General features: G+C 70.0%; 23 protein-coding genes. 9 read left to right on the top strand and 14 right to left on the bottom strand.

Features of this window, described 5'->3' with window-relative positions; translation table 11 throughout:
* Window positions 1-387 precede the first annotated feature (387 nt).
* Both AB0H54_RS03620 and AB0H54_RS03615 read right to left on the bottom strand, forming a co-directional pair.
* The gene (locus tag AB0H54_RS03620; RefSeq protein ID WP_357342504.1) at window positions 388-1410 is read right to left on the bottom strand and encodes an alpha/beta hydrolase family protein; all 1023 of its coding nucleotides are present in this window, start codon (window positions 1408-1410) and stop codon (window positions 388-390) included.
* A 128-nt stretch (window positions 1411-1538) separates the two neighbouring features.
* Window positions 1539-2363 carry an alpha/beta hydrolase gene (locus AB0H54_RS03615; protein ID WP_357342502.1) on the bottom strand — a complete coding sequence of 275 codons (825 nt, stop codon included), beginning with the start codon at window positions 2361-2363 and terminating at the stop codon, window positions 1539-1541.
* A gap of 81 nt (window positions 2364-2444) precedes the next feature.
* Between AB0H54_RS03615 and AB0H54_RS03610 the strand changes: the two genes are divergently transcribed.
* From AB0H54_RS03610 to AB0H54_RS03600, 3 genes are all read left to right on the top strand, one after another.
* A complete protein-coding gene (locus AB0H54_RS03610; protein ID WP_355274063.1) occupies window positions 2445-3179 on the top strand; it encodes an SDR family NAD(P)-dependent oxidoreductase in 735 nt (244 codons plus the stop codon).
* Window positions 3180-3385: 206 nt separating this feature from the next.
* Window positions 3386-3823 (top strand): large conductance mechanosensitive channel protein MscL, encoded by a 438-nt coding sequence (gene mscL, locus AB0H54_RS03605; protein ID WP_357344183.1) that lies wholly within the window; start codon window positions 3386-3388, stop codon window positions 3821-3823.
* Between the two features lie 15 nt (window positions 3824-3838).
* Entirely contained in the window at window positions 3839-4021 is a 183-nt protein-coding gene (locus AB0H54_RS03600; protein ID WP_357342499.1) for a DUF1737 domain-containing protein, read from the top strand.
* Here AB0H54_RS03600 and AB0H54_RS03595 read toward each other — a convergent pair.
* Both AB0H54_RS03595 and AB0H54_RS03590 read right to left on the bottom strand, forming a co-directional pair.
* Entirely contained in the window at window positions 4018-5457 is a 1440-nt protein-coding gene (locus AB0H54_RS03595; RefSeq protein WP_357342498.1) for a DHA2 family efflux MFS transporter permease subunit, read from the bottom strand. The two genes, AB0H54_RS03600 and AB0H54_RS03595, sit on opposite strands and share 4 nt — an antisense overlap.
* A gap of 5 nt (window positions 5458-5462) precedes the next feature.
* Window positions 5463-6065, bottom strand: a complete 603-nt coding sequence (locus tag AB0H54_RS03590; protein ID WP_357342496.1) for an NAD(P)H-dependent oxidoreductase — start codon at window positions 6063-6065, stop codon at window positions 5463-5465.
* Window positions 6066-6242: 177 nt separating this feature from the next.
* On the opposite strand from AB0H54_RS03590, the gene AB0H54_RS03585 reads away from it, so the two are divergent.
* A complete protein-coding gene (locus tag AB0H54_RS03585; RefSeq protein ID WP_357342495.1) occupies window positions 6243-7601 on the top strand; it encodes an MFS transporter in 1359 nt (452 codons plus the stop codon).
* A gap of 81 nt (window positions 7602-7682) precedes the next feature.
* Here AB0H54_RS03585 and AB0H54_RS03580 read toward each other — a convergent pair whose 3' ends face one another.
* Window positions 7683-8861: an Ig-like domain-containing protein gene (locus tag AB0H54_RS03580; protein WP_357342494.1), complete on the bottom strand. Its 1179-nt coding sequence runs from the start codon at window positions 8859-8861 to the stop codon at window positions 7683-7685.
* Window positions 8862-9024: 163 nt separating this feature from the next.
* The gene (locus tag AB0H54_RS03575; RefSeq protein ID WP_357344181.1) at window positions 9025-10116 is read right to left on the bottom strand and encodes a UDP-N-acetylmuramate dehydrogenase; all 1092 of its coding nucleotides are present in this window, start codon (window positions 10114-10116) and stop codon (window positions 9025-9027) included.
* A 40-nt stretch (window positions 10117-10156) separates the two neighbouring features.
* Here AB0H54_RS03575 and AB0H54_RS03570 point away from each other — a divergent pair, with 40 nt between their 5' ends.
* From AB0H54_RS03570 to AB0H54_RS03560, 3 genes are read left to right on the top strand one after another with little or no spacing between them, the layout of a single operon-like run.
* The gene (locus tag AB0H54_RS03570; protein WP_357342493.1) at window positions 10157-10642 is read left to right on the top strand and encodes a DUF2505 domain-containing protein; all 486 of its coding nucleotides are present in this window, start codon (window positions 10157-10159) and stop codon (window positions 10640-10642) included.
* Window positions 10643-10700: 58 nt separating this feature from the next.
* Window positions 10701-11228, top strand: a complete 528-nt coding sequence (locus AB0H54_RS03565) for a DUF2505 domain-containing protein (RefSeq protein ID WP_355274083.1) — start codon at window positions 10701-10703, stop codon at window positions 11226-11228.
* Between the two features lie 25 nt (window positions 11229-11253).
* Entirely contained in the window at window positions 11254-12054 is an 801-nt protein-coding gene (locus AB0H54_RS03560; RefSeq protein ID WP_355274086.1) for a class I SAM-dependent methyltransferase, read from the top strand.
* Here AB0H54_RS03560 and AB0H54_RS03555 read toward each other — a convergent pair.
* Entirely contained in the window at window positions 12040-12648 is a 609-nt protein-coding gene (locus tag AB0H54_RS03555; RefSeq protein WP_355274089.1) for a hypothetical protein, read from the bottom strand. The genes AB0H54_RS03560 and AB0H54_RS03555 overlap by 15 nt on opposite strands.
* 105 nt (window positions 12649-12753) lie before the next feature.
* Here AB0H54_RS03555 and AB0H54_RS03550 point away from each other — a divergent pair, with 105 nt between their 5' ends.
* Window positions 12754-13488: a DUF2993 domain-containing protein gene (locus AB0H54_RS03550; RefSeq protein ID WP_355274092.1), complete on the top strand. Its 735-nt coding sequence runs from the start codon at window positions 12754-12756 to the stop codon at window positions 13486-13488.
* Window positions 13489-13493: 5 nt separating this feature from the next.
* Here the strand turns inward: AB0H54_RS03550 and deoC are convergent, their stop codons facing one another.
* Entirely contained in the window at window positions 13494-14165 is a 672-nt protein-coding gene (gene deoC, locus AB0H54_RS03545) for a deoxyribose-phosphate aldolase (protein WP_355274095.1), read from the bottom strand.
* A 143-nt stretch (window positions 14166-14308) separates the two neighbouring features.
* Here deoC and AB0H54_RS03540 point away from each other — a divergent pair, with 143 nt between their 5' ends.
* Window positions 14309-14836, top strand: a complete 528-nt coding sequence (locus AB0H54_RS03540; protein WP_357342492.1) for an N-acetyltransferase — start codon at window positions 14309-14311, stop codon at window positions 14834-14836.
* A gap of 3 nt (window positions 14837-14839) precedes the next feature.
* On the opposite strand, the gene purU is transcribed toward AB0H54_RS03540, so the two are convergent.
* The 6 genes from purU to AB0H54_RS03510 form a co-directional block, all read right to left on the bottom strand.
* Complete coding sequence (purU, locus tag AB0H54_RS03535; RefSeq protein ID WP_357342490.1) at window positions 14840-15730, bottom strand: formyltetrahydrofolate deformylase; 891 nt, start codon at window positions 15728-15730, stop codon at window positions 14840-14842.
* 20 nt (window positions 15731-15750) lie between these two features.
* Window positions 15751-16803, bottom strand: coding sequence for an alpha/beta hydrolase (locus tag AB0H54_RS03530; RefSeq protein WP_357342489.1), 1053 nt, complete (start codon window positions 16801-16803; stop codon window positions 15751-15753).
* Window positions 16804-16892: 89 nt separating this feature from the next.
* On the bottom strand, window positions 16893-17186 hold the full coding sequence (locus tag AB0H54_RS03525) for a DUF2516 family protein (protein WP_342800085.1): 294 nt from the start codon (window positions 17184-17186) through the stop codon (window positions 16893-16895).
* A 73-nt stretch (window positions 17187-17259) separates the two neighbouring features.
* A complete protein-coding gene (locus tag AB0H54_RS03520) occupies window positions 17260-17910 on the bottom strand; it encodes a heparin-binding hemagglutinin (protein ID WP_357342488.1) in 651 nt (216 codons plus the stop codon).
* Window positions 17910-18356 carry a helix-turn-helix transcriptional regulator gene (locus AB0H54_RS03515; protein ID WP_071932013.1) on the bottom strand — a complete coding sequence of 149 codons (447 nt, stop codon included), beginning with the start codon at window positions 18354-18356 and terminating at the stop codon, window positions 17910-17912. The genes AB0H54_RS03520 and AB0H54_RS03515 overlap by 1 nt, the downstream gene beginning before the upstream one ends.
* Window positions 18357-18450: 94 nt before the next feature.
* Window positions 18451-19782 (bottom strand): DUF445 family protein, encoded by a 1332-nt coding sequence (locus AB0H54_RS03510; RefSeq protein WP_355274107.1) that lies wholly within the window; start codon window positions 19780-19782, stop codon window positions 18451-18453.
* Between the last annotated feature and the right edge of the window lie 88 nt (window positions 19783-19870).

The following is a 19870-nucleotide window of genomic DNA, read 5'->3' as shown; positions in this document are numbered from 1 at the left end:
CCGGCGATCCGAGTGCCCACTGCCCGACCGAACATCATCGAACTCCACTCTCGACGCCGAACCCACTTCCTCTGCGATCAAACGGCATTCCCGAACGCTACACACGAATTCACCGAAACATTGTGACGATTACCAGAAGATTTATCGGCGCCCTGTGTGTTCGAACTCCTTAGGCCCGAAGCACAATCACAGTCGTATCACATCGGCCTCAGACACCAACCCGACCTGCTGAAACATTGCCGATGACCTGCGAGGAACCCGTTCCCATAGAGCGCAATATTGCGAACCCAGCGGACAGCCGGAATCGCCTCGAATTTGCTGTGAAAAGACTCACCGGACTCTTTTCCGAGGACCGGCGAGCACGCGATCCGGCAGCAGATATCCGATTCAGCCCACGCGCAGGGCGCGGGCGAACAGCGGCCAGGAGCGGTGCAGGTCGTCGGTCCAGTAGCCCCAGGAGTGGGTTCCGTTGGGGCGCAGGTCGACCGTGGCGGGGATGCCGAGTTCGCCGAAGCGGACGGCCAATTGGCGCGTGCACAGGCCGGTGACCGCGTCGAGCGCGCCGCCGACGAGCAGCTGATCGATCAGCTTCATGGTGTCGCCGCCGATGCCGGGGCCCACGGTGGTGTCGAGGTCGCCGGGCAGGCCGGTGCCGGAGGCCACGTAGATGGCCAGGCCGCGCAGCCGATCCGCGTGCAGGAAGGGATCATTGGCGGCCCAGAGCGGGTCGCCGGGTTGTCCCCACATGTTCACCGGGTCACCGTTCTGGCCGGAGACGACGGTGTTGACGATGGCGTGCCCCTGCGGACCACTCGTGGACACGCAGCCGCTGTAACTGCCGACGGCGCGGTAGAGCTGGGGCGCGGCCAGGGCCAGCTGGAACGCGGCCGTGCCCGCCATCGAGACGCCGGCGATGGCATTGGCTCCGGTGCCGCGGAATTCGGCGTCGATCACGCGCGGGAGTTCGCGGGTGAGGAAGGTCGTCCAGCGCTGGCGGCCGAGCACCGGATCGTCGGCGCGCCAGTCGGCGTAATAGCTGCCGGCGCCGCCGATCGGCATCACCACGGTGACCTGCTTGTCGGCGAAGAAATGCTCGGAATCGGTGCGGGTCAGCCAGTTTCCGCCGTCGCGCCAGTCACCGGTGGTGCTGCCGCCGTCGACCCCGTTGAGCAGGTACAGCACCGGCGCCGAGGAAGCCCGGTCGGCGGCGGGCAGCACGGCGACGTGCACCGGCCTGCCCATCGCCCCGGAGTAGACGACCAGGTCGACGACCCGCCCCTGCCCCGGCGTCGCCGAGATCAGCCGCGCGGCATCGATGCCGCGCGGATCGGGCGGCGCCGCGCCGGCGACCGCTTGGGCGCAGACCAGCCCCGCGACGAGAAGCAACCCACACCGTGCCAGGACGCCCATGCGTCACCTCCCTGCCCGGCCGAGAACGAGACCGTGCGAGAGAGGTTAGGCAGGTCAGGCTGCCCGCACCCGCATTTCTGAAACATTGATAGTTCACAGCAAGGGAGGCGCCGCGCGGGCGCCGGATCTCAGTCCAGCGCGTCGATGAACGCGCTGACCTCGGCGAAGAAGCGCGGCCGATCCTCGATGAAGAGCCCGTGCTGGGCACCCTCCCACAGCGAGATGCTGGCGTTAGGGGCATTGTCGGCGATGTACTGCCCGTTGGCCGCGGGCACCACCGGATCCTCGGTGCCGTGCAGGACCAGGACCGGGATGTCGAGGCCGCGCAGGGTGCCGGTGTTGTCGACGGTGCGGTAGAACAGCGCCTTGCGGACCGAGGGCGGGGTGGCCAGGCTGGTGCCGAACAGCCGCTGGGCGTCGACACCCTTGTCCGCGCCGGGACCGGTGTTGGCATTGCCGAACACCGAGAAGCCGCGCACCGCGCGACCGGCCGCCTCGTCGAAGACACCCGGAATCGCCTTCTCCATGGCCGGGCCGGGCGCCGCGCCGGGCACCTTCGGGCCGATACCGGCCTGCGACCCGCAGTAGACGGCCGCGGCGACGGCGGCGCTGCCGTGCGTGGCGAGGTAGTCGGTGGCGACGATGCCGCCGTAGGACCAGCCCAGCAACACCGCGCCCGATTCGATGCCCTCGGCCGCCAGCACGGCGGCGACATCGCCCGCCCATGCCTTGGGATCGTCGTAGCCCGCGCCCGGATCGTCGGAGTAGCCGTGCCCGCGCAGGTCGACGGCGACGACCCGGTAGCGCTGGGCCAGATCGTCGGCCGCCCCACCCCAGCAGCGCAGATTGCCCGCCCAGCCGTGCAGCAGCACCAGCGGCCTGCCGGTCTCCGGGCCGCTGACCCGGTAGACGATCCTGGTTCCGTCGGCACTGACAGCATCGCGAATAGCCATGCCGACAGGCTAACGCCGGTACACATCACGGTGATCCCAGCCATGGCGACGGCGAATCCACGGCGAATAGGATCAATCCACATGAGCACTCGCACCGCCGTCGTCACCGGAGCCAGCTCGGGAATCGGTGAAGCCACCGCCCGGGAACTCGCCAAGCAGGGCTACCACGTCTACGTGGGTGCCCGGCGGTTCGATCGGGTGCGGCGCCTCGCCGAGGAGATCGGCGGCACCGCCGTCGAGCTGGATGTCACCGTCGAGGAGTCGGTGCGCGCGTTCACCGACTCGATCGACCGGGTCGACGTGCTGGTCAACAACGCGGGCGGCGCCAAGGGCCTGGCCACGGTCGCCGAGGCCGACCTCGACGACTGGCGCTGGATGTGGGAGACCAACGTCCTTGGCACCCTGCGCCTGACCAAGGCGCTGCTGCCGAAACTCGTCGACTCCGGCGACGGCCTGATCGTCACCATCACCTCCATCGCCGCCTTCCACGCCTACCCGAACGGCGCCGGCTACACCTCGGCCAAGCACGCCCAGGCCGTGCTGCACCGCACCCTGCGCGACGAGCTGCTCGGGCAGCCGGTGCGGCTGACCGAGATCGCGCCCGGCGCGGTGGAGACCGAGTTCTCCCTGGTCCGCTTCGACGGCGACGCCGAGCGCGCCGCCAAGGTCTACCAGGGCATCGATCCGCTCTACGCCCAGGACATCGCCGAGATCGTCGGCTTCGTCGCGAGCAGGCCCGCGCACGTGAACCTCGACACCATCGTCGTCAAGCCCCGTGACCAGGCGGGCCCCGGCAGCTTCGCGCGACGCTCCTGACCTGCGGCGTTCAATCCCCGGACCGGGCAACCGAATCCGGGGGCAGCACCGCCCGAGTGGCGGCCCGGCCCGTCGGGGCCGATACTGCCCAGGACCGGCCGACGGCATAGCTACGAATTCGCTACCAGTTGGGGCGGTCGCTAGCATCACCACGTTTGCCGATAGCCAGTCTTAGGAGTGCTCCACCGATGCGCAGTATCAAGTCCGTGTTCGACGGGTTCAAAGACTTCCTGATGCGCGGAAACGTCATCGACCTCGCGGTCGCGGTGGTCATGGGCACCGCCTTCACCGCCGTCGTCACCTCGTTCACCAAGGGCATCGTCAACCCGCTGCTCGCGGTGTTCGGCTCGTCCAACGAGCTGGGCCTCGGCGTCCAGCTGATCGCCGACAAGCCGGCCACCTTCATCGCGCTCGGCCCGATCATCACCGCGTTCATCGACTTCTTCATGGTCGCCGCGGTGCTGTACTTCGTGCTGATGCTCCCGATGAAGTCGCTGAAGAACCGCTTCGGCACCACCAAGGCGGCCGAGCCCACCGAGACCGAACTGCTCATCGAGATCCGCGACCTGCTGGCCAAGCAGCAGGGGCTCAACACCGATCAGACCGAGACGCTGAGCAAGGAACGCGCGAGCGAGTCCGCCTAGCGGATAATCGCCCGCATGAGCCAACCACCGGACGGGCTACCGATCTACCGCGTGCTGACCGGCCCGGACGACGAGACGTTCTGCCGCCGGGTGAGCGCGGCGCTGGCCCTCGGCTACGAACTGCACGAGGGCCCCGCCGTCACCTTCAACGGCACGAACGTCATCGTCGCCCAGGCGGTGGTGTGGCCGACCGGCTAGCGACGCGGCAGCAGTAGCGCCGGGATCATCGCCAGCGCGATCATCACCGGGGCGATCCAGTAGGTGTGCTGGAAAGCCTCGGCCAGGGCCGGGGCCAGCTCGGCGCGTTCGACCTGGTCCATGCCGTGCAGGGCCTGGAGCCCGCCGGTCACCGGGAGCAGCGCGCCCAGCGTCACCGAGCTCACCGCGGTGCCGACCGCCATGGCGGTGGTGCTGATCATGTTCAGCACCGTCGACCCGGCCGGTTGCTGTTCCCGGCTCAGCGGCCGGGTGGCGGTGGTGATCACCGGCATCATGGTGCCGCCGCCACCGGCGCCCATCAGCAGCATGGTCAGGCCGAGCGCCCAGTACGGCGCGTCCGCGTCGAGCTGGAGCACGAACAGCACGAAACCGGTGAGCGCCACCGTGATCGACACCGGCAGGTAGCGACCGGGCGGAATCCGATCGATCAACCGGCCGGCCACCTGCATGGTGGCGCCCGACGCCAGCGCGAACGGAATCCCGAGCGCGCCCGCCACCAGGGCCGATTCACCGCGGACCACCTGGAAGTACAGCGGCAGCAACAGCATCGACCCGAAGTAGCCGCTCGCGAACAGCGCGAGCAGGGTCGCGGAGATCCCGGTCGTGCGGTTGCCCAGGACCCGCAGATCCAGCAGCGGCACCGGCGTGCTCAGCGAGCGCAGCACGAACGCGACGATGAGCCCGGCGCCCGCCGATAGCGGCACCAGCACCGACGCCGAGACGAAGCCGGCGTTCTCGCCCGCGGCGGTCACGCCGTAGATCACCAGCGCCAGGCCCGGCGACATCAGCAGCAGGCCGATCACATCGAGCGGCCGCGGCGGCTCCGGCGCGTCGTCGGGCACCACCCGGGCCGCCAGCACCAGCACCAGCGCGCCAAGCGGCAGGTTCAGGAAGAACATCCAGCGCCAGGACACCTCGTCGATGAGGTAGCCGCCGATCACCGGACCCAGCAGCGGGCCGACCAGGATCGCCAGGCCGAGGGTGCTCATCAGGCGCCCCAGCCGCTCCGGTCCGGCCGCGCGCAGCAGAATCGTCATCGCGACCGGCATCAGCAGGCCGCCGCTCGCGCCCTGCACCAGCCGGAACGCGATGAGCGACTCGATGTTCCAGGCCAGCCCCGCCAGTACCGAGCCGACCGCGAACGCGGCGATCGCCGTCAGATACAGCCGTTTGGCGCCGAAGCGGCCGACCAGCCAGGCCGAGGTCGGCACCACGGCGCCGAGGGCGAGCGAGTAGCCGGTGGCCACCCACTGGATCGTGCTCAGTCCCGCGTCGAACTCGACGGAGAGCTTGTTGATGGCGACGTTCACAATCGTCTGGTCGAGCGTCGCCATGATCATCCCGACCACCAGCACCAGCGCGATGCGCATGGGGTCGCGGGTGCCGGGCGGGGCGGTCGCGGTCCTGGTCAGCACGGCGATCACTTCCCGTACGGGCGGACGGCGCGGGCGGCGCGCAGGGCTTCGGCCCACCAGATCAGCTGGTCGAGCAGGACCGCGGCGGCGGCTTCGGCGGCGTCCGGATCGGTCAGCGCGCCCGCGTCGTCGAATCTGCCCCAGGGGTTGGGGAGGGCGACCGAGTCGCGGACGGTGACCGCGTGCAGTTCGGCGAAGACCGGCCGCAGGTGTTCCACGGCCCGCAGCCCACCGGAGATGCCGCCGTAGGAGACGAAGCCGACCGGTTTCGCCTGCCACTCGGTGTGGTGGGTGTCGATCAGGTTCTTGAGGGTGCCCGGGTAGCTGTGGTTGTACTCGGGTGTCACTACGACGAAGGCGTCGGCGCGGGCGAGCTTGCCGGTGGCCTCGGCCACGGACGGATGCTCGGCGGTGGCGCCGAAGGCGCTGGGCAGTTCGACCCGACCGGTGTCGACCACGTCGACCTCGATCGTGTCGCGCAGCGACGCCAGCCGGACGAACCAGTCGGCGACCGTGGGACCGAAGCGCCCCTCCCTGGTACTGCCGATGACGACGACGACCCGCAGCGGGCGAATGGCGGTGCGGGCGTGCTCAACCGTGGCGCTCATGTGTTCCTCCGACTAGGTGGCGGCCGCGTGGCCGCCGCTGCGCACAACGGTGCTACCTCAACTTCCCTTCAGGTCAAGCGGAGACTTTCCACCTCTTGACCGGAATACCCCCCATGGGTATATAGTTGCATCAGTACGCAGATAACAGACCATGCATGTCCGGGAGGGACGACCATCATGACCACCTCGCTGTTCGCCCACCGGGACTACCGCCTGCTGTTCACGGCGCAGGTCGCGGCCCTGTTCGGGACCGGGCTCACCACGGTCGCCCTCGGCCTGCTCGCCTACGAGCTGGCGGGCGGCGACGCCGCGATCGTGCTCGGCACCGCGCTGACGCTGAAGATGGTCGCCTACGTCATCGTCGCCCCGATCGCGGGCGCCTACGCGGGGCTCCTACCGCGCAGGCAATTCCTGATGGCGCTCAACGGCATTCGCGGCGGCATCGTGCTGGCGCTGCCGTTCGTCGACCAGATCTGGCAGATCTACGTGCTGATCACCCTGTTGCAGATCGCCTCGGCCGCCTACACCCCCACCTACCAGGCCGTACTGCCGGACATCCTGCCCGACGAGCGCGACTACACGAAGGCGCTCTCGGCCGCCCAGCTGGCCGCGACCATGGAAACCCTGCTCAGCCCGATGCTGGCGGCGCTGGCGCTGAGCGTGATCAGCTTCCACTGGCTGTTCGTCGGCACCGGTATCGGCTTCGCGGTCTCGGTCGCCCTGGTACTGACGGCGCACATCCCGAACGCGGTGGTGGGCGACGGCGCGATCGGGCAGCGGCTCGCCGCCGGCCTGCGGCTGTTCGCCGCGACCCCGCGACTGCGCGGCCTGCTCGGACTGAACCTGGTGGTCGCGGCCGCCGGCTCGGTGGTCATGGTCAACACCGTCAACTACGCCCGCGACGTGCTCGGCGGCGATCAGTCCGGCGTCGCGCTGCTGCTGGCCGCCAACGGCTTCGGCACGATGCTCGTCGCGCTGACCCTGCCCAAGATCCTGGACCGGCGCGGTGAACGTCCGGTGATGCTGTCCGGCGCGGCCGTGCTGGTCACCGGCCTCGTCGCCGCGATCACGCTGTCGACCACGAGCATCGGCGACTGGAGCTGGGCCGCCGCCCTGGCCACCTGGGCAACCATCGGTGTCGGCACCGCCCTGGTCCTCACCCCAACGGGCCGCGTCCTGCGCCGCTCGGCCCAGCCCGAGGATCGCCCGGCCATCTTCGCCGCCCAGTTCTCCCTGTCGCACCTCGCCTGGTTGATCACCTACCCGATCACCGGCTGGCTGGCCACCACCGCCGGCTTCACCACCACCTGGGTCACCCTGTCGGTCATCGCCGCCCTCGGCGCCGTCGCGGCGATCCGGCTGTGGCCCCGCCAGGATCCCACCGAGATCACCCACATCCACGAGCTCGGCACCGTCGACCCGGCCATCCTCACCGATGCCGTCGAAATCACCCCCGGCCGCTACCAGCACACCCACTCGTACGTGATCGACCGCAACCACCCCCGCTGGCCCAGCCGCACCCCGGCCCTGGTGTGACGAAACACCGGCGGAACAGCGCACCCCGCACGCGTTCAGCGTGCGGGGTGCGTCGGCATCCGGACCATGGCACGGCGAGCGCTAGCGTGGCCCGGCGGCCGATCCGCCCGACGAGGAACCGGCGGGCAACGCCGACATGGACTGCCAGGTCGGCCAGTCGATGGCCCAGTCGTAGATGTCGCCGTCGGCCTGGGAGAGCCCGATGGAGGTGCCGGTGACCTCGACCGGGTCGCCGTAGCGGGCGGTCGGGAAGTAGGCCTGGGCGTCGGCGGGTGAGAGGTTGATGCAGCCGTTGGTCACGTTGGACGAGCCCTGGGCGGACAGGGATTCCGGATTGGCGTGGATGAATTCGCCGTTGTTGGAGATCCGGACGGCCCAGCGCTCGCGAACGTTGGTGTAGTACGGCGGATTCGACATCATGAAGTCCTCGTACTTCTCGGTGACCACGTGGGTGCCCGAGCGGGTGACGTTGCGCGGCTCGTTGCCCTCGCCGTAGGAGACGGCGAAGTCGAAGACGGTGACGCCGTCGCGGACCACCTGCATGCGATGGCTCGGGGCGTTGGCGATGACGATCTGGCTGCGGCCGATCGTGAAGTCGGAGGTGAGGTCGGAGTCGCCGTACGCGCCGCCGCCGAGATCGACGCCGTACAGCTTGGCCGCGACGTGCACGGTGGTGCCGGGAGTCCAGTAGTTCTTCGGCCGCCAGTGCACCCGCGAACCGCCGTCGTCGGGCAGCCACGCCCACGAGCCCTCGGTGCCCGGGTCGGTGGTGACGGTGAGCGCCTTCTCCACCGCGGCCTTGTTCGTCACCGGGCCGGTGAACTTGATGATGATCGGGGCGGCGATACCGACCTCCTGGCCGTCACCGATATTGATCGTGGCCGGGATCGTCGACTTCGGTGTCAGCGTGCGGAAGGTGCCGTCGATCGGGACCGGCTTGCCGTCGGTGCCGATCGCGGTGCCGGTCCAGGTGTAGGTGGCGTCGTAGCCGAGCGGCTCGGTGACCTGGTAGCTCGCGCGATCGGGGCCGAAGGTGCCCGCGACCTGCTTGCCGTTGGCGTTGGTGAGCGCGATCTGGTCGATCCGGCCGTCGGCGACCGTCACCGACACGGGGGTGACCGGCGCGACATCGGTCGCCCCCGCCGCAGGCGTCATGGTGACCCGCGCGACCGGCCCCGCCGGCGCGGCGCCGCCGCCGGACCGGTCGATCGTGCAGCCGGTCAGCACGACCAGCGCCGCCAGCAAGATCACCGCAACCACGGGGCGCCCGCGCCGAACACCCACGCCACCGCTGTCGGCGGCCAACGCGCGCCGGACATGCCGAACTGCCGTCCCGCGCGCACGCAACGAGGCGGTTACCGAAGGTTTGCTCACGGCATCGAATGTACGCCGGGCTACCGACCGCGCCGCGGCGCCGCCGGGCTCAGAGGGTGAGGCCGACCGTCACCGGCTCCGGTTCCAGCGTCACGCCGAAACGGTCCTCGACGCCGGCGCGGACCGTGCGGGCCAGCGCGGCGATGTCGGCGGCGGTGGCCGCGCCGCGGTTGGTCAGCGCGAGGGTGTGCTTGGTCGAGAGCCGGGCCGCGGCCTGCTCGCCGGGGAAGCCCTTGGCGAATCCGGCGCGTTCGATCAGCCAGCCCGCCGAGAGCTTGGTGCCGTCGGGCGCGGGGTAGGTCGGCACCGACACCTCGCCGAGGTGCGCGGTGATGGCCGCCATGACCTGCGGCAACCGGTCCTCGGCCACGACGGGGTTGGTGAAGAACGAGCCGGCGCTCCAGGTGTCGTGGTCGGCGGAGTCGAGCACCATGCCCTTGCCCGCGCGCAGCCGCAGCACCTCCGCGCGCACCGCCGCGGCCGGGCGGGACTCCCCGTCGCCCGCGCCGAGCACCTTGGCCAGTTCGCCGTAGCGCAGCGGCGCGCTCAGCCCGGACGGGTCGAGCCCGAATTCCACCGCCAGCACCACCGCGGCGTCGCTGTGCTTGAGCACGCTGGTCCGGTACGCGAAGCCGAGTTCGCCCGGCTCGGCCCAGCGGACCTCGCCGGTCGTGCGATCGAGCAGCCGCACCCGGCGCAGCAGCGTGGACACCTCGGCGCCGTACGCGCCGACGTTCTGCACCGGCGTCGCCCCGGCCGAGCCGGGAATCCCCGACAGGCATTCCAGTCCGCCCAGGCCGGCCGCCACCGTCGCCGCGACGACCTCGTCCCAGTTGGCGCCCGCCTCCGCGAACACACTGTCGGCACCGATCCGCACGCCGGTGGTCGCCACCCGGACGACGACCCCGTCGAAGCCGGCGTCGTCGATGAGCAGGTTCGACCCACCCGCGATCAGCAGCACCCGGATACCGGCCGTGTCCAGCGCCGACACCGTGGCGATCAGTGCCTCCGTGGTGCCGCACTCGGCGACCAGCGCGGGCCCGCCGACCCGCAGGGTGGTCAGTTCGGACAAACGCACCGATTCCCGCACCACCGCGCCGGTATCGGCGAGGAGGTCACGCACCTGATCGGCGGACACCACCTGTGTTGTTCCCACGTTTGAAGACGGTAGCCTGTCGCGCATGGCTACACCTCTGGCGTACACGGCTCGCTACACCAAGCCGGTCGCGGCCGTGCGCGCGGCGTTCTCCGACGAGCAGTACTGGAAGGCCCGTATCGAAGAGGTCGGCGGACCCGGCGCCCGGCTGGATTCCTTCAGCGGCACGGGTGACCAGGTGCGCGTGCAGATGGTCCAGTCGATCCCCGCCGATCAGCTGCCGCCCGCGATCACCGCGGTCCGCCCCGGCGACCTGGTGATTCCCCGCACCGAGAGCTACACCGGCACGACCGGCACCATCGAGGCCCACGTCGACGGCGCGCCCGCCAAGGTCAACGCCACCGTCACCCTGACCGACGAGGGCACCGGCTCGATCGCCACCGTCAGCGGCACCATCGAGGTGAAGATCCCGCTGTTCGGCGGCAAGATCGAGGCCGCGATCTCCGAGCACCTGCTCGAGCTGCTCGGCAACGAAGCGGGCTTCACCGAACAGTGGCTCGCCACCCACTGACCCGCACAGCCACCGGTCCGGGGCGCCCGTGTCGAGCGCCCCGGTAACGTGTCCCCTCATGGCACGTCGACTTGACTACTCCGCCCGCTACCCGCTGCACACCACCGAAGAGCTCTACGCGGCGCTGCAGAGCAGGGAATACTGGGAAGCGCGCGTCGCCGAGATGCGGAAGTACTCCCCGCACAACGAGGTGATCAGCCACGAGGTGAGCGACTCCGGCATCGAGGTGGTGCTGGCGCACACGCTGCCGCGCGAGATGCTCCCCGAGATCGCCCAGACGGTGATGCGCAAGGACATGGTCATCACCCGCAAGGAGAGCTGGGGCCGGTTCGACCACGACGAGACCGAGGGCCGCTTCTCCGCGTCCATCCCGGCCGGTCCGGGCAGCCTCACCGGTGACATCCGGCTGTTCCCCACCGAGACCGGCGCCACCATGCGGTTCTCCCCCACCGCCAAGGTGTTCATCCCGATGGTCGGCCCGCGCCTGGAGCAGCTGATGCTGGTGAACCTGGTCGACCTGTTCCGGGCCGAGCAGGAGGAGACCTCGCGCTGGCTGGAAGAGGCCGCCGCGAAGAAGTCGGTCTGACCCACCCGCAGGAGAGACGACCGCCGTGGACCGCAAACGACCGGCACCGGTCGGCACGATCACCCGCGGCACCACCGGCGTCAACCGCCTGCGCCGCAGCGACCGCTGGCTGACCAACGACGACCTGGTGACCGACCGCCTGCGCGCGGCCGCCGATCCGCTGGTCGTCGACCTCGGCTACGGCGCCGCGCCATGGACGACGTTCGAACTGGCGGCCCGGCTGCGCACCGTCCGCCCCGATCTGCGGGTGGTCGGGCTCGAGATCGACCCGGCCCGGGTCGTCGACGGCCGCGACGGCGTGCGCTTCGCCCGCGGTGGCTTCGAGCTGGCCGGGCTGCACCCGGTGCTGGTCCGCGCGTTCAACGTGCTGCGCCAGTACCCAGAGGACGCCGTGCCCGACGCCTGGGCCCGGATCCGGTCGAACCTCGCGCCCGGCGGCCTGTTCGTCGACGGCACCTGCGACGAGCTCGGCCGCCGCTGCGCCTGGGTGCTGCTCGACCGGCAGCGCCCGCTGTCGCTGACGCTGGCCTGGGATCCGTTCACCGTCGAGCGCCCGTCCGATATCGCCGAGCGACTCCCGAAAGTGCTGATCCACCGCAACATTCCGGGCGAACCGGTGCACGCGCTGCTCACCGCGGCCGACCGCGCCTGGGACCGGGTGGCGGCGCTGGCGCCGTACGGTCCGCGCGTCCGCTGGCGCGGCGCGGCGGAGCTGTTGCGCGAGAGCGGGTTTCCGGTGCGCGCGTACCGGCGCCGGATGCGCGACAACGTGCTGTCGGTGCCGTGGCCGGTGGTCGCGCCGAACGGCTGGTCAGACGCCGGTTAACGCCCGGCGCACCCGGGCGGCCGCGCGCGGGGCGAGTTGCTGTCCACCCCACCAGATCTCGTCGATGTCGCAGCGGTGGATGGCGATCGCGTCGGCCACCACCTCGTCCAGCGCCGACTGCGAGATCTCGGTCTCGGCCAGATCGAGCACGGTGCGCACCGGCGTGGTGACCAGGAACGGCCCGGCCGATTCGACATCGGGCCCGTCCAGCTTGCGCCGGGTGAGTACCAGGCGTGGCGTCACCGGCGGGCGCCCCGCCGACACCGACAGATGCAGGAACCGCGGCTGCAACCGGCCGATCCCGTGCAGCTCGGCCGCGCTCTGATACGACACCGCCGCGGCGCCGTCGAACCAGGCCGCCCACATCGCGTACTCGTCGAGCGGTCCGGCCCGCCACTGCGCCAGCCGCATCATGCCGACGCCTGCCCTGGTCACCGATCCGTCGCCGAGCGCGGCTCTGACCTGCAGTTCACAGCCGGTTCGCAATACCTGACGGGTCGTGAAGAAGCCCGCGTGCCGACCGGCGAGCCGCCGCAGCACACGCCACCGATGATCCGCCGTCCCCTGCACCCGGCGCACACCCTCGCCAGTCATGGATCAAGGCTACGCCCGGTGAAGTGCTCCAGGTCACACTTTGCTGCGAAGGCTTTCACGCCCTCCTCAGAGCAGACACAGAAAGATCCGGAAGAATCCGATGCCATGACCACGCAGACACCCCAACGCCCCAAGGTAGGTCGGCGCACGCTGGTGATCGCCTTGGTCGTGGTCGCCGCGCTGCTGGTGGCCGCGATCGTGGGCACCGAAGCCTATGCCCGCCATCAGATCTCGCGCTGCATCAGCAGCTCGTTCGAGCAGCAGATGGGCTCGAGCATCGACGTGGGCTTCGGCCCGAAGCCGATGCTGCTCACCTACCTCGACGGCAAGGTCGGCTCGGTCACCATCGACAGCGAGGACAACAAGTTCGGTCCCGCGGTCGGCATGGTGGTGCACGCGGAGTTCGACGACATCGAGCTCACCGACCGCGGTCGCGGCGGCGGCACCATCGGCAGCTCCTCGGCCGAGGTGACCTGGAACAACGACGGCATCCAGCAGACCCTCGGCGGCATGGTCAGCGGCGTGACCTCCTCACGCACCACCGGCGTGCTCACCCTCGACGTGATCGGCGGCCTGGCCCAGCTGCAGGTGCAGCCGATGGTCCGCGACGGCAATGTCGTGGTGGAGACCAAGTCGGCGCAGCTGCTCGGCATCGGCCTGCCCACCGACCTGGTGCAGGGCATCGTCGAGACCTTCACGCAGAGCCTGCAGAGCTACCCGCTCGGCTTGCGCGCGCAGGAGGTGCGGGTCACCGACGACGGCGTCACCGTGCTGCTCGCGGGCGGCAAGACCACGCTCGAGTCCGCGCCGAGCGGTCAGCAGGCCGAATTCACCTGCTGATGGCGTCAGCCGGGGAAACCGTCGAGCACCGCGGCGGACTTGGACAGCCCGAGCCGGGTGGCGCCCGCCGCGATCATCGCGGCCGCGTCCTCGGCGGTGCGGATACCGCCACTGGCCTTGACCCCGAGCCGGCCGCCGACGGTCTCGGCCATCAGCCGCACCGCGTGCACGCTGGCCCCGCCCGCCGGGTGGAAACCGGTGGAGGTCTTCACGAAATCGGCGCCGCCCTCCTCGGCGGCCCGGCACGCGCCGACGATCGCCTCGTCGGTGAGCGCGGCCGATTCGATGATCACCTTGAGCACGGCGCCGCGATCGGTGGTGGCCTCGCGCACCGTGATGACGTCGGTGAGCACGGCATTGAAGTCACCGGCCAGCGCGGCGCCCACGTCGATGACCATGTCGACCTCGGCCGCCCCCTGCTCGACCGCGAAACGCGCTTCAGCACCCTTGACGAGCGAGTGGTGCTTGCCGGACGGAAAGCCGGCGACGGTCGCGACGACCAGCCCGGGAGCCCGCACCGGCAGCATCGAGGGCGACACGCAGATCGCGTACACGCCGAGCGTGCGCGCCTCGGCGATCAGCTCCTCGACCTGGGCCGGAGTGGCTTCGGGGGCGAGCAGGGTGTGATCGATCATCGCGGCCACGTCGGCCCGGGTCAGCGGTGTCGAGACGGTCATGGACTCGAGCATGACACACCGCAACACGGCGGCCGCCGCGCAGGCCGCCACGCAAACAGCGTTGCGCGGGTCTACCCAAATCCGGGAGACTTAAGCGTGGCGGTTTTCGACCGGCGCCGGCCGCCGAGGATACGGAGACGATTGTGCTGATCCGTCGAGAGACCCCTGCGGACGCCGCGGCCATCGCCGCCATCCACCGCGACGCCTTCACCCCCCACTACGCCGACGACCCGTCGATCACCGAACCACCCGAGGTGGCACTGGTCGACGCGCTGCGCACCGACGAATCGTGGATGCCGACGCTGTCACTGGTCGCTCTCGAGTACGAGACGGTCGTCGGGCACCTGTGCCTCACCAGGGCCGGGATCGGCCCGTTCCCGGTGCTCGCGCTCGGCCCGCTCGGCGTCGATCCCGAACATCAGAAGACCGGGGTCGGTTCGGCGCTGATGCACGCCGCGCTCGGCGCGGCCGACGCGCTCGACGAATCGGTGGTCGGCCTGGTCGGCAATCCCGACTACTACGCCCGCTTCGGATTCGTGCCCGGCGCCCGGCTCGGCATCGTGCCGGACGAGGCCGACTGGGCCGAGTTCTTCCAGGTGCGGCCGCTGACGGCCTACGACCCGGCCGTCACCGGCGAATTCCGCTACCCGGCACCGTTCTACGACCTCTGAGGACTACTCGAAGACGACCGTGCGGCGGCCGTGCACCAGCACCCGGCCCTCCAGGTGCCAGCGCAGGCCGCGGGCCAGCACGACCCGCTCGATATCGCGGCCCTGCCGCACCATGTCGCGCACGTCGTCGGCGTGGTCGACCCGGATGACGTCCTGCTCGATGATCGGCCCCGCGTCCAGCTCGGCCGTGACGTAGTGGCAGGTCGCGCCGATCAGCTTCACGCCGCGAGCGTAGGCCTGGTGATACGGGCGCGCGCCGACGAACGACGGCAGGAAGCTGTGGTGGATGTTGATCGCGCGGCCCGCCCAGTGCTCGCACAGCTCGGCGGGCAGCACCTGCATGAAGCGCGCGAGCACGACGGCGTGCGGATCGTGCCCGTCGACGAGGTCGCGGACCTGCTCGAAGGCCGGGCCGCGCTCGGCCGGGTCCTTCGGGAACGGCACGTAGTGGAACTTCACGCCGTGCGCCTCGGTCATCCCGGCCAGGTCGGGGTGGTTGCCGATGACGGCCTCGATGGTGGCGGGCAGCTCGCCCGCGGCCGCGCGGCCGAGCAGGTCGTGCAGGCAGTGGCCGTCCTTGCTGACCAGCAGCACCGCCCGCCGCGGCGCCCCGGAGTCGTGCAGCTGCCAGTCGGTCTCCGGACCGAACTCCGCGGCCACCTCGGCGAAGCGGGCGCGCAGTTCGTCGATGCCGAACGGCACCGTCGCGGCCTTGACCGCCTGCCGGGTGAAGAACCAGCCGATGTCACCGTCGGAGTGGTAGCCGGCCTCCACGATCGAGCCGCCGAACTCGGCGATGAACGAGGAGATCCGGGCGATGATGCCCGGCCGGTCCGGGCAGCCCAGGGTCAGCACGAACCGGCGGTCATCCGAGGTCACAGGGGCAGAACTCATCCGCCCATCCTCGCAGGCGCTCAGGCCAGCGCGCGCACAGGCTCACGCACGGCGGCCAGCACGCCGCGCAGCTCGGCGTTGAACAGGTCGTAGCGCTCGACATTGCCGAGGTGCCCGGTGGGGAGCACCGTGAACCCGGCGAGGTTGCCCGACTCGCGCAGCAGCTCGGCCAGCCGCTCGGCGTGCAGGGCCGGGGTCATGTCGTCGCGATCGCCCGCCAGCACCGTGGTCGGCACGCTGAAGTTGCGCGCGGCGTCGCCCAGGTGCAGCTCGGCGAGCAGCAGGCCGTAGCGCGACCGGGTCATCATCGGACACCCGCGCACCACCGACAGCGCGTAGTTCAGCTTCTCCGCCGTGGTGTCCAGCGTCATCACCTGACGGGCGAAGATCCAGCGCACCGGCTTGATCGGCGGGAAGACCACCGGCGTGCCGAGGATGAGCCTGCCGAGCCAGTCCGGCGTCGGCATCTGGCGGCCGCCCAGGATCCGCAGCGGCTTGTTCAGCCCGGGGACCATGGTCGAGACCTCGACCAGCGAGTGCGCGCCGGTATTGGTGAGCACGACGGCGTCGGCCTGCTCGGCGACCCGCTCGGGGTAGCGGCCCGCCCAGGCGATGAGCGTCATGCCGCCCATGCTGTGGCCGACCAGGACCGCGCGCTGACCGGGCAGCAGGACCGCGTCGAGCACATCGCACAGGTCGTCGGCGAGCAGATCGGTGCTCGGGCGCGCGTAGCCGTTGGTGCTCTCACCGTGGCCGCGCTGGTCGTAGGCGACCACGCGGTACTCGCCGGCGAAGGCGTTGATCTGGGCGTTCCAGTATTCGATGGAGCAGGTCCAGCCGTGCGCGAACACGATGACCGGCGCGTCGACAGGCCCGTAGGCGTGCACCCGCAGCCGGGCGCCGTCGGCGGTGACCACGGGGATCACCTCGGCGGGCACGGTCGGCGGATCGAACGCCGCGATCCCGTGGGTTCGGGTCCGCAGATCGGCCCGGTGGGCCGCCAGGGTGGTCTTGACCACGAGGGACGCGGAATCGACCAGGTTCAGCAGAGCCGTCGGCAGCTTTGCACGCATCGGCACACTCCTTTGTGTTACTGCCAGATACAGTAACACCGCGTACCGCTAACCGCGAGGGATCGGCGCCGGGAATCCGGCGCGTGTCGTCACCAGCGCGGGCCGCGCTGCACCTCGTCGACCTTGGGGCGCACATCCGCGAGGTAGACACCCGTCGCGATGATCGCGATGAACGAGGTCAGCATGCCGAAGCCGGCGATGCCGAGCAGCAGGAAGACCAGCGCGCCCGCGAGGATCGCCAGCCAGATCGGCTTGGTCATCTTGTCGACCGCCGTGAAGGCGTCCGCGCGCTGCCGCACGGCGTGGATCAGCGCGAAGACCGTCGCGCCGAAGGCCGCCACCCACAGGGCCAGCAGGATCAGCGACGTCAGACCGTTCACCATGTTCACTCCCCCATCATACGAACAGCGGCCCCGCTCACCACTGGTGCGCGGGGCCGCTGTTCGCGGTGGAAGATCAGGCCTTCTTGGGGGCGGCCTTCTTCGCGGGGGCCTTCTTGGCCGGGGCCTTCTTGGCGGCGGGCGCCTTGGCCGGAGCCGGGGCGGGCTCCTCGGTGCTCACGGCGACGACCTCGGCGTCGACGACAGCCGCGACCTCGTCGGCGACGGTCTCGGCCTCGGCCTTGCCACGGCCCAGCAGGTCGGTGACCTTGGCGAGGGCATCCTCGGCGCGGGCGGAGGCGTCCTTGTACAGGCTCTCCACGCGGCCGATCTGCTCGTCGACGGCCTGGTTGGCGCGCAGCCGGTCGACGGTCTCCTCACCGCGGACGGCGAGGTCGGCGTAGATGTCGAGCGCCTGGCGGTAGTACTGCTCGGCCAGCTTGCGCAGCTCCTCCGGGGTGAACTTCTCGCGCAGGTCGGCGAGGTCCTCCGGCAGCTCCGACGGCAGGCCGGCGATGCGCTCGCGCAGGGTCTCGAACTGGGCCTGCACGTCGGCGGGCACGTTGGCGATGCGCTCACGGGCCTCGTCGACCCGGGCCTGGACGTCGGTGGCGCCGACGCGACCACGGACGTCGGCGACGACGTCGTTCACGGCGGTGTAGAGGGCGTCACCCGCGCCGACGGTGGCGAACAGCGGCTTGGTCACGGTAGCGGTCTTCTCGGTCATCAGTCTTCGTTCTCCTGGCGTGGCGGAGTGTCAGTTGTCGTGAACGAAACGTCGCTGTCCCGTTCGATCCCCCCTGAGCCGGTTTCTTCCCCGTTTTCCCGGCGAAACGACTCATAGATTTCCAGCAACACCTGTTTCTGCCGCTCGGTCACCGAAGTGTCCGCGAGCAGGGCGTCCCTGACCGGGCTGTGCGGACGCTGCTCGAGATATCCGGCCCGCACATACAACACCTCCGAGGACACCCGCAGCGCCTTGGCGATCTGCGCGAGTACTTCGGCGGAAGGGTTGCGCAATCCGCGTTCGATCTGGCTCAGGTACGGATTGCTCACCCCCGCCAGTGCGGCGAGCTGACGTAAGGACACCTGCGCTGCTTCACGCTGGGACCTGATGAACCCTCCGATGTCTTGTGCCGCGTGCGCTACACGTCCCTCGGGCTGGTCTGCCATCACTCACCTTCTGGCGGTTGTACGGTCAATACTAAATCAGGGTGCTAGCTATTGCAAGCACTTCTGTTAGCACAGGTTCGGCTAACGGTTCGGCTCAGTGGAACAACAACTGCGAGATCGTGTAGATGGCCAGGCCTGCCAGCGCGCCGACGACCGTTCCGTTGATCCTGATGAACTGCAGATCCCGGCCGACCTGCAGTTCGATCTTGCGGCTCGCCTCGTCGGCGTCCCAGCGCGCGACGGTGTCGGTCACCAGGGTCGTGATCTCGGCCGAGTAGTTACCGACCAGATAGCGGGCGCCGCGATCGATCCAGCCGTCCACCTTGCCGCGCATGGCCGGGTCGTCGCGCAAGCGTTCACCGAGCTGCTGCACATTCTCGGCCACCTTGCGGCGCAACGTGGAATCGGGGTCCTCGGCCGACTCCAGGATCAGCCGCTTGGCCGCGCGCCACGTCGCCTCGGCCATGCCGGTGATCTGCTCGCGGCCCATGATCTCGGCCTTGACCTTCTCCGCCTTGGCGATCATCGCGTCGTCGTGCTGCAGGTCGTCGGCGAAATCCTGGAGAAAGCGATCGGCGGCCTTGCGCAGTTCGTGGTCGGGATTCGAGCGCACCTTCCAGGTGAACTCGACCAGCTCCCGGTAGATCCGCTCGGACAGCAACGTGTTGACGAATTTCGGCGCCCACTGCGGCGCGTCCCGCAGCACGATCCGGTCGATCGTCTCCTGCGAACCCAGTGCCCACTGATGCGCGCGCTCGGCCAGCAGATCGATCAGCGGCAGCTGGCGATTGTCGGCGATCATCTCCGAGAGCACCCGGCCGATCGGCGGACCCCACAGCGGTTCGGCGATCCGCTTGACGATGGTGTTGTCGATGATCTGCTCGACGTCCTCGTCACGCAGCACGCCGACCACCGCGGTCAGGATGGTCGCGCTCTCCTGCGCCACCCGCGCCGCGTGGCCGGGGTCGGCCATCCAGGTCCCGACGCGCAGCGAGATCTGCGCCGAGTCCAGGCGCGCCGACACCACGTCCGGCGCGAGGAAGTTGGTGCCGACGAAGGCGCCGAGGCTCGACCCGAGCTGGTCCTTCTTCTTGCGGATGATCGCGGTGTGCGGGATCGGCAGCCCCAGCGGGTGCTTGAACAGCGCGGTGACCGCGAACCAGTCGGCCAGCGCGCCGACCATGCCCGCTTCGGCGGCGGCCCGCACATAGCCGACCCACTCACCACCGCCGCCGCGCGATTCGAGCCAGCGGCAGAACAGGTACACGACGCTGGCCACCACGAGGAACCCGGTGGCCAGCGCTTTCATCTTGAAGAGGTCACGTTTCTTGCCCGCCTCGTCGGTCATGACCGCGAAACCCGCTGGTCGCGCGGCGGGCTCGGTGCGCGGCGCGAGAACCGCCGTGTTGCCGGGAGCTTTCTCCATAGCCCCCATTCTGCTGTGCCCGTCGCGAGCGCGCCGCCGCGAACCCGCGTGGCGACCACAGAACCGCCCGGTTTGTCTTACGCGCGGG

It is taken from the genome of Nocardia sp. NPDC050718, from assembly GCF_040654235.1.
Classification (GTDB): Bacteria; Actinomycetota; Actinomycetes; order Mycobacteriales; family Mycobacteriaceae; genus Nocardia.
This window is presented reverse-complemented; position numbering and strand designations above follow the sequence as displayed.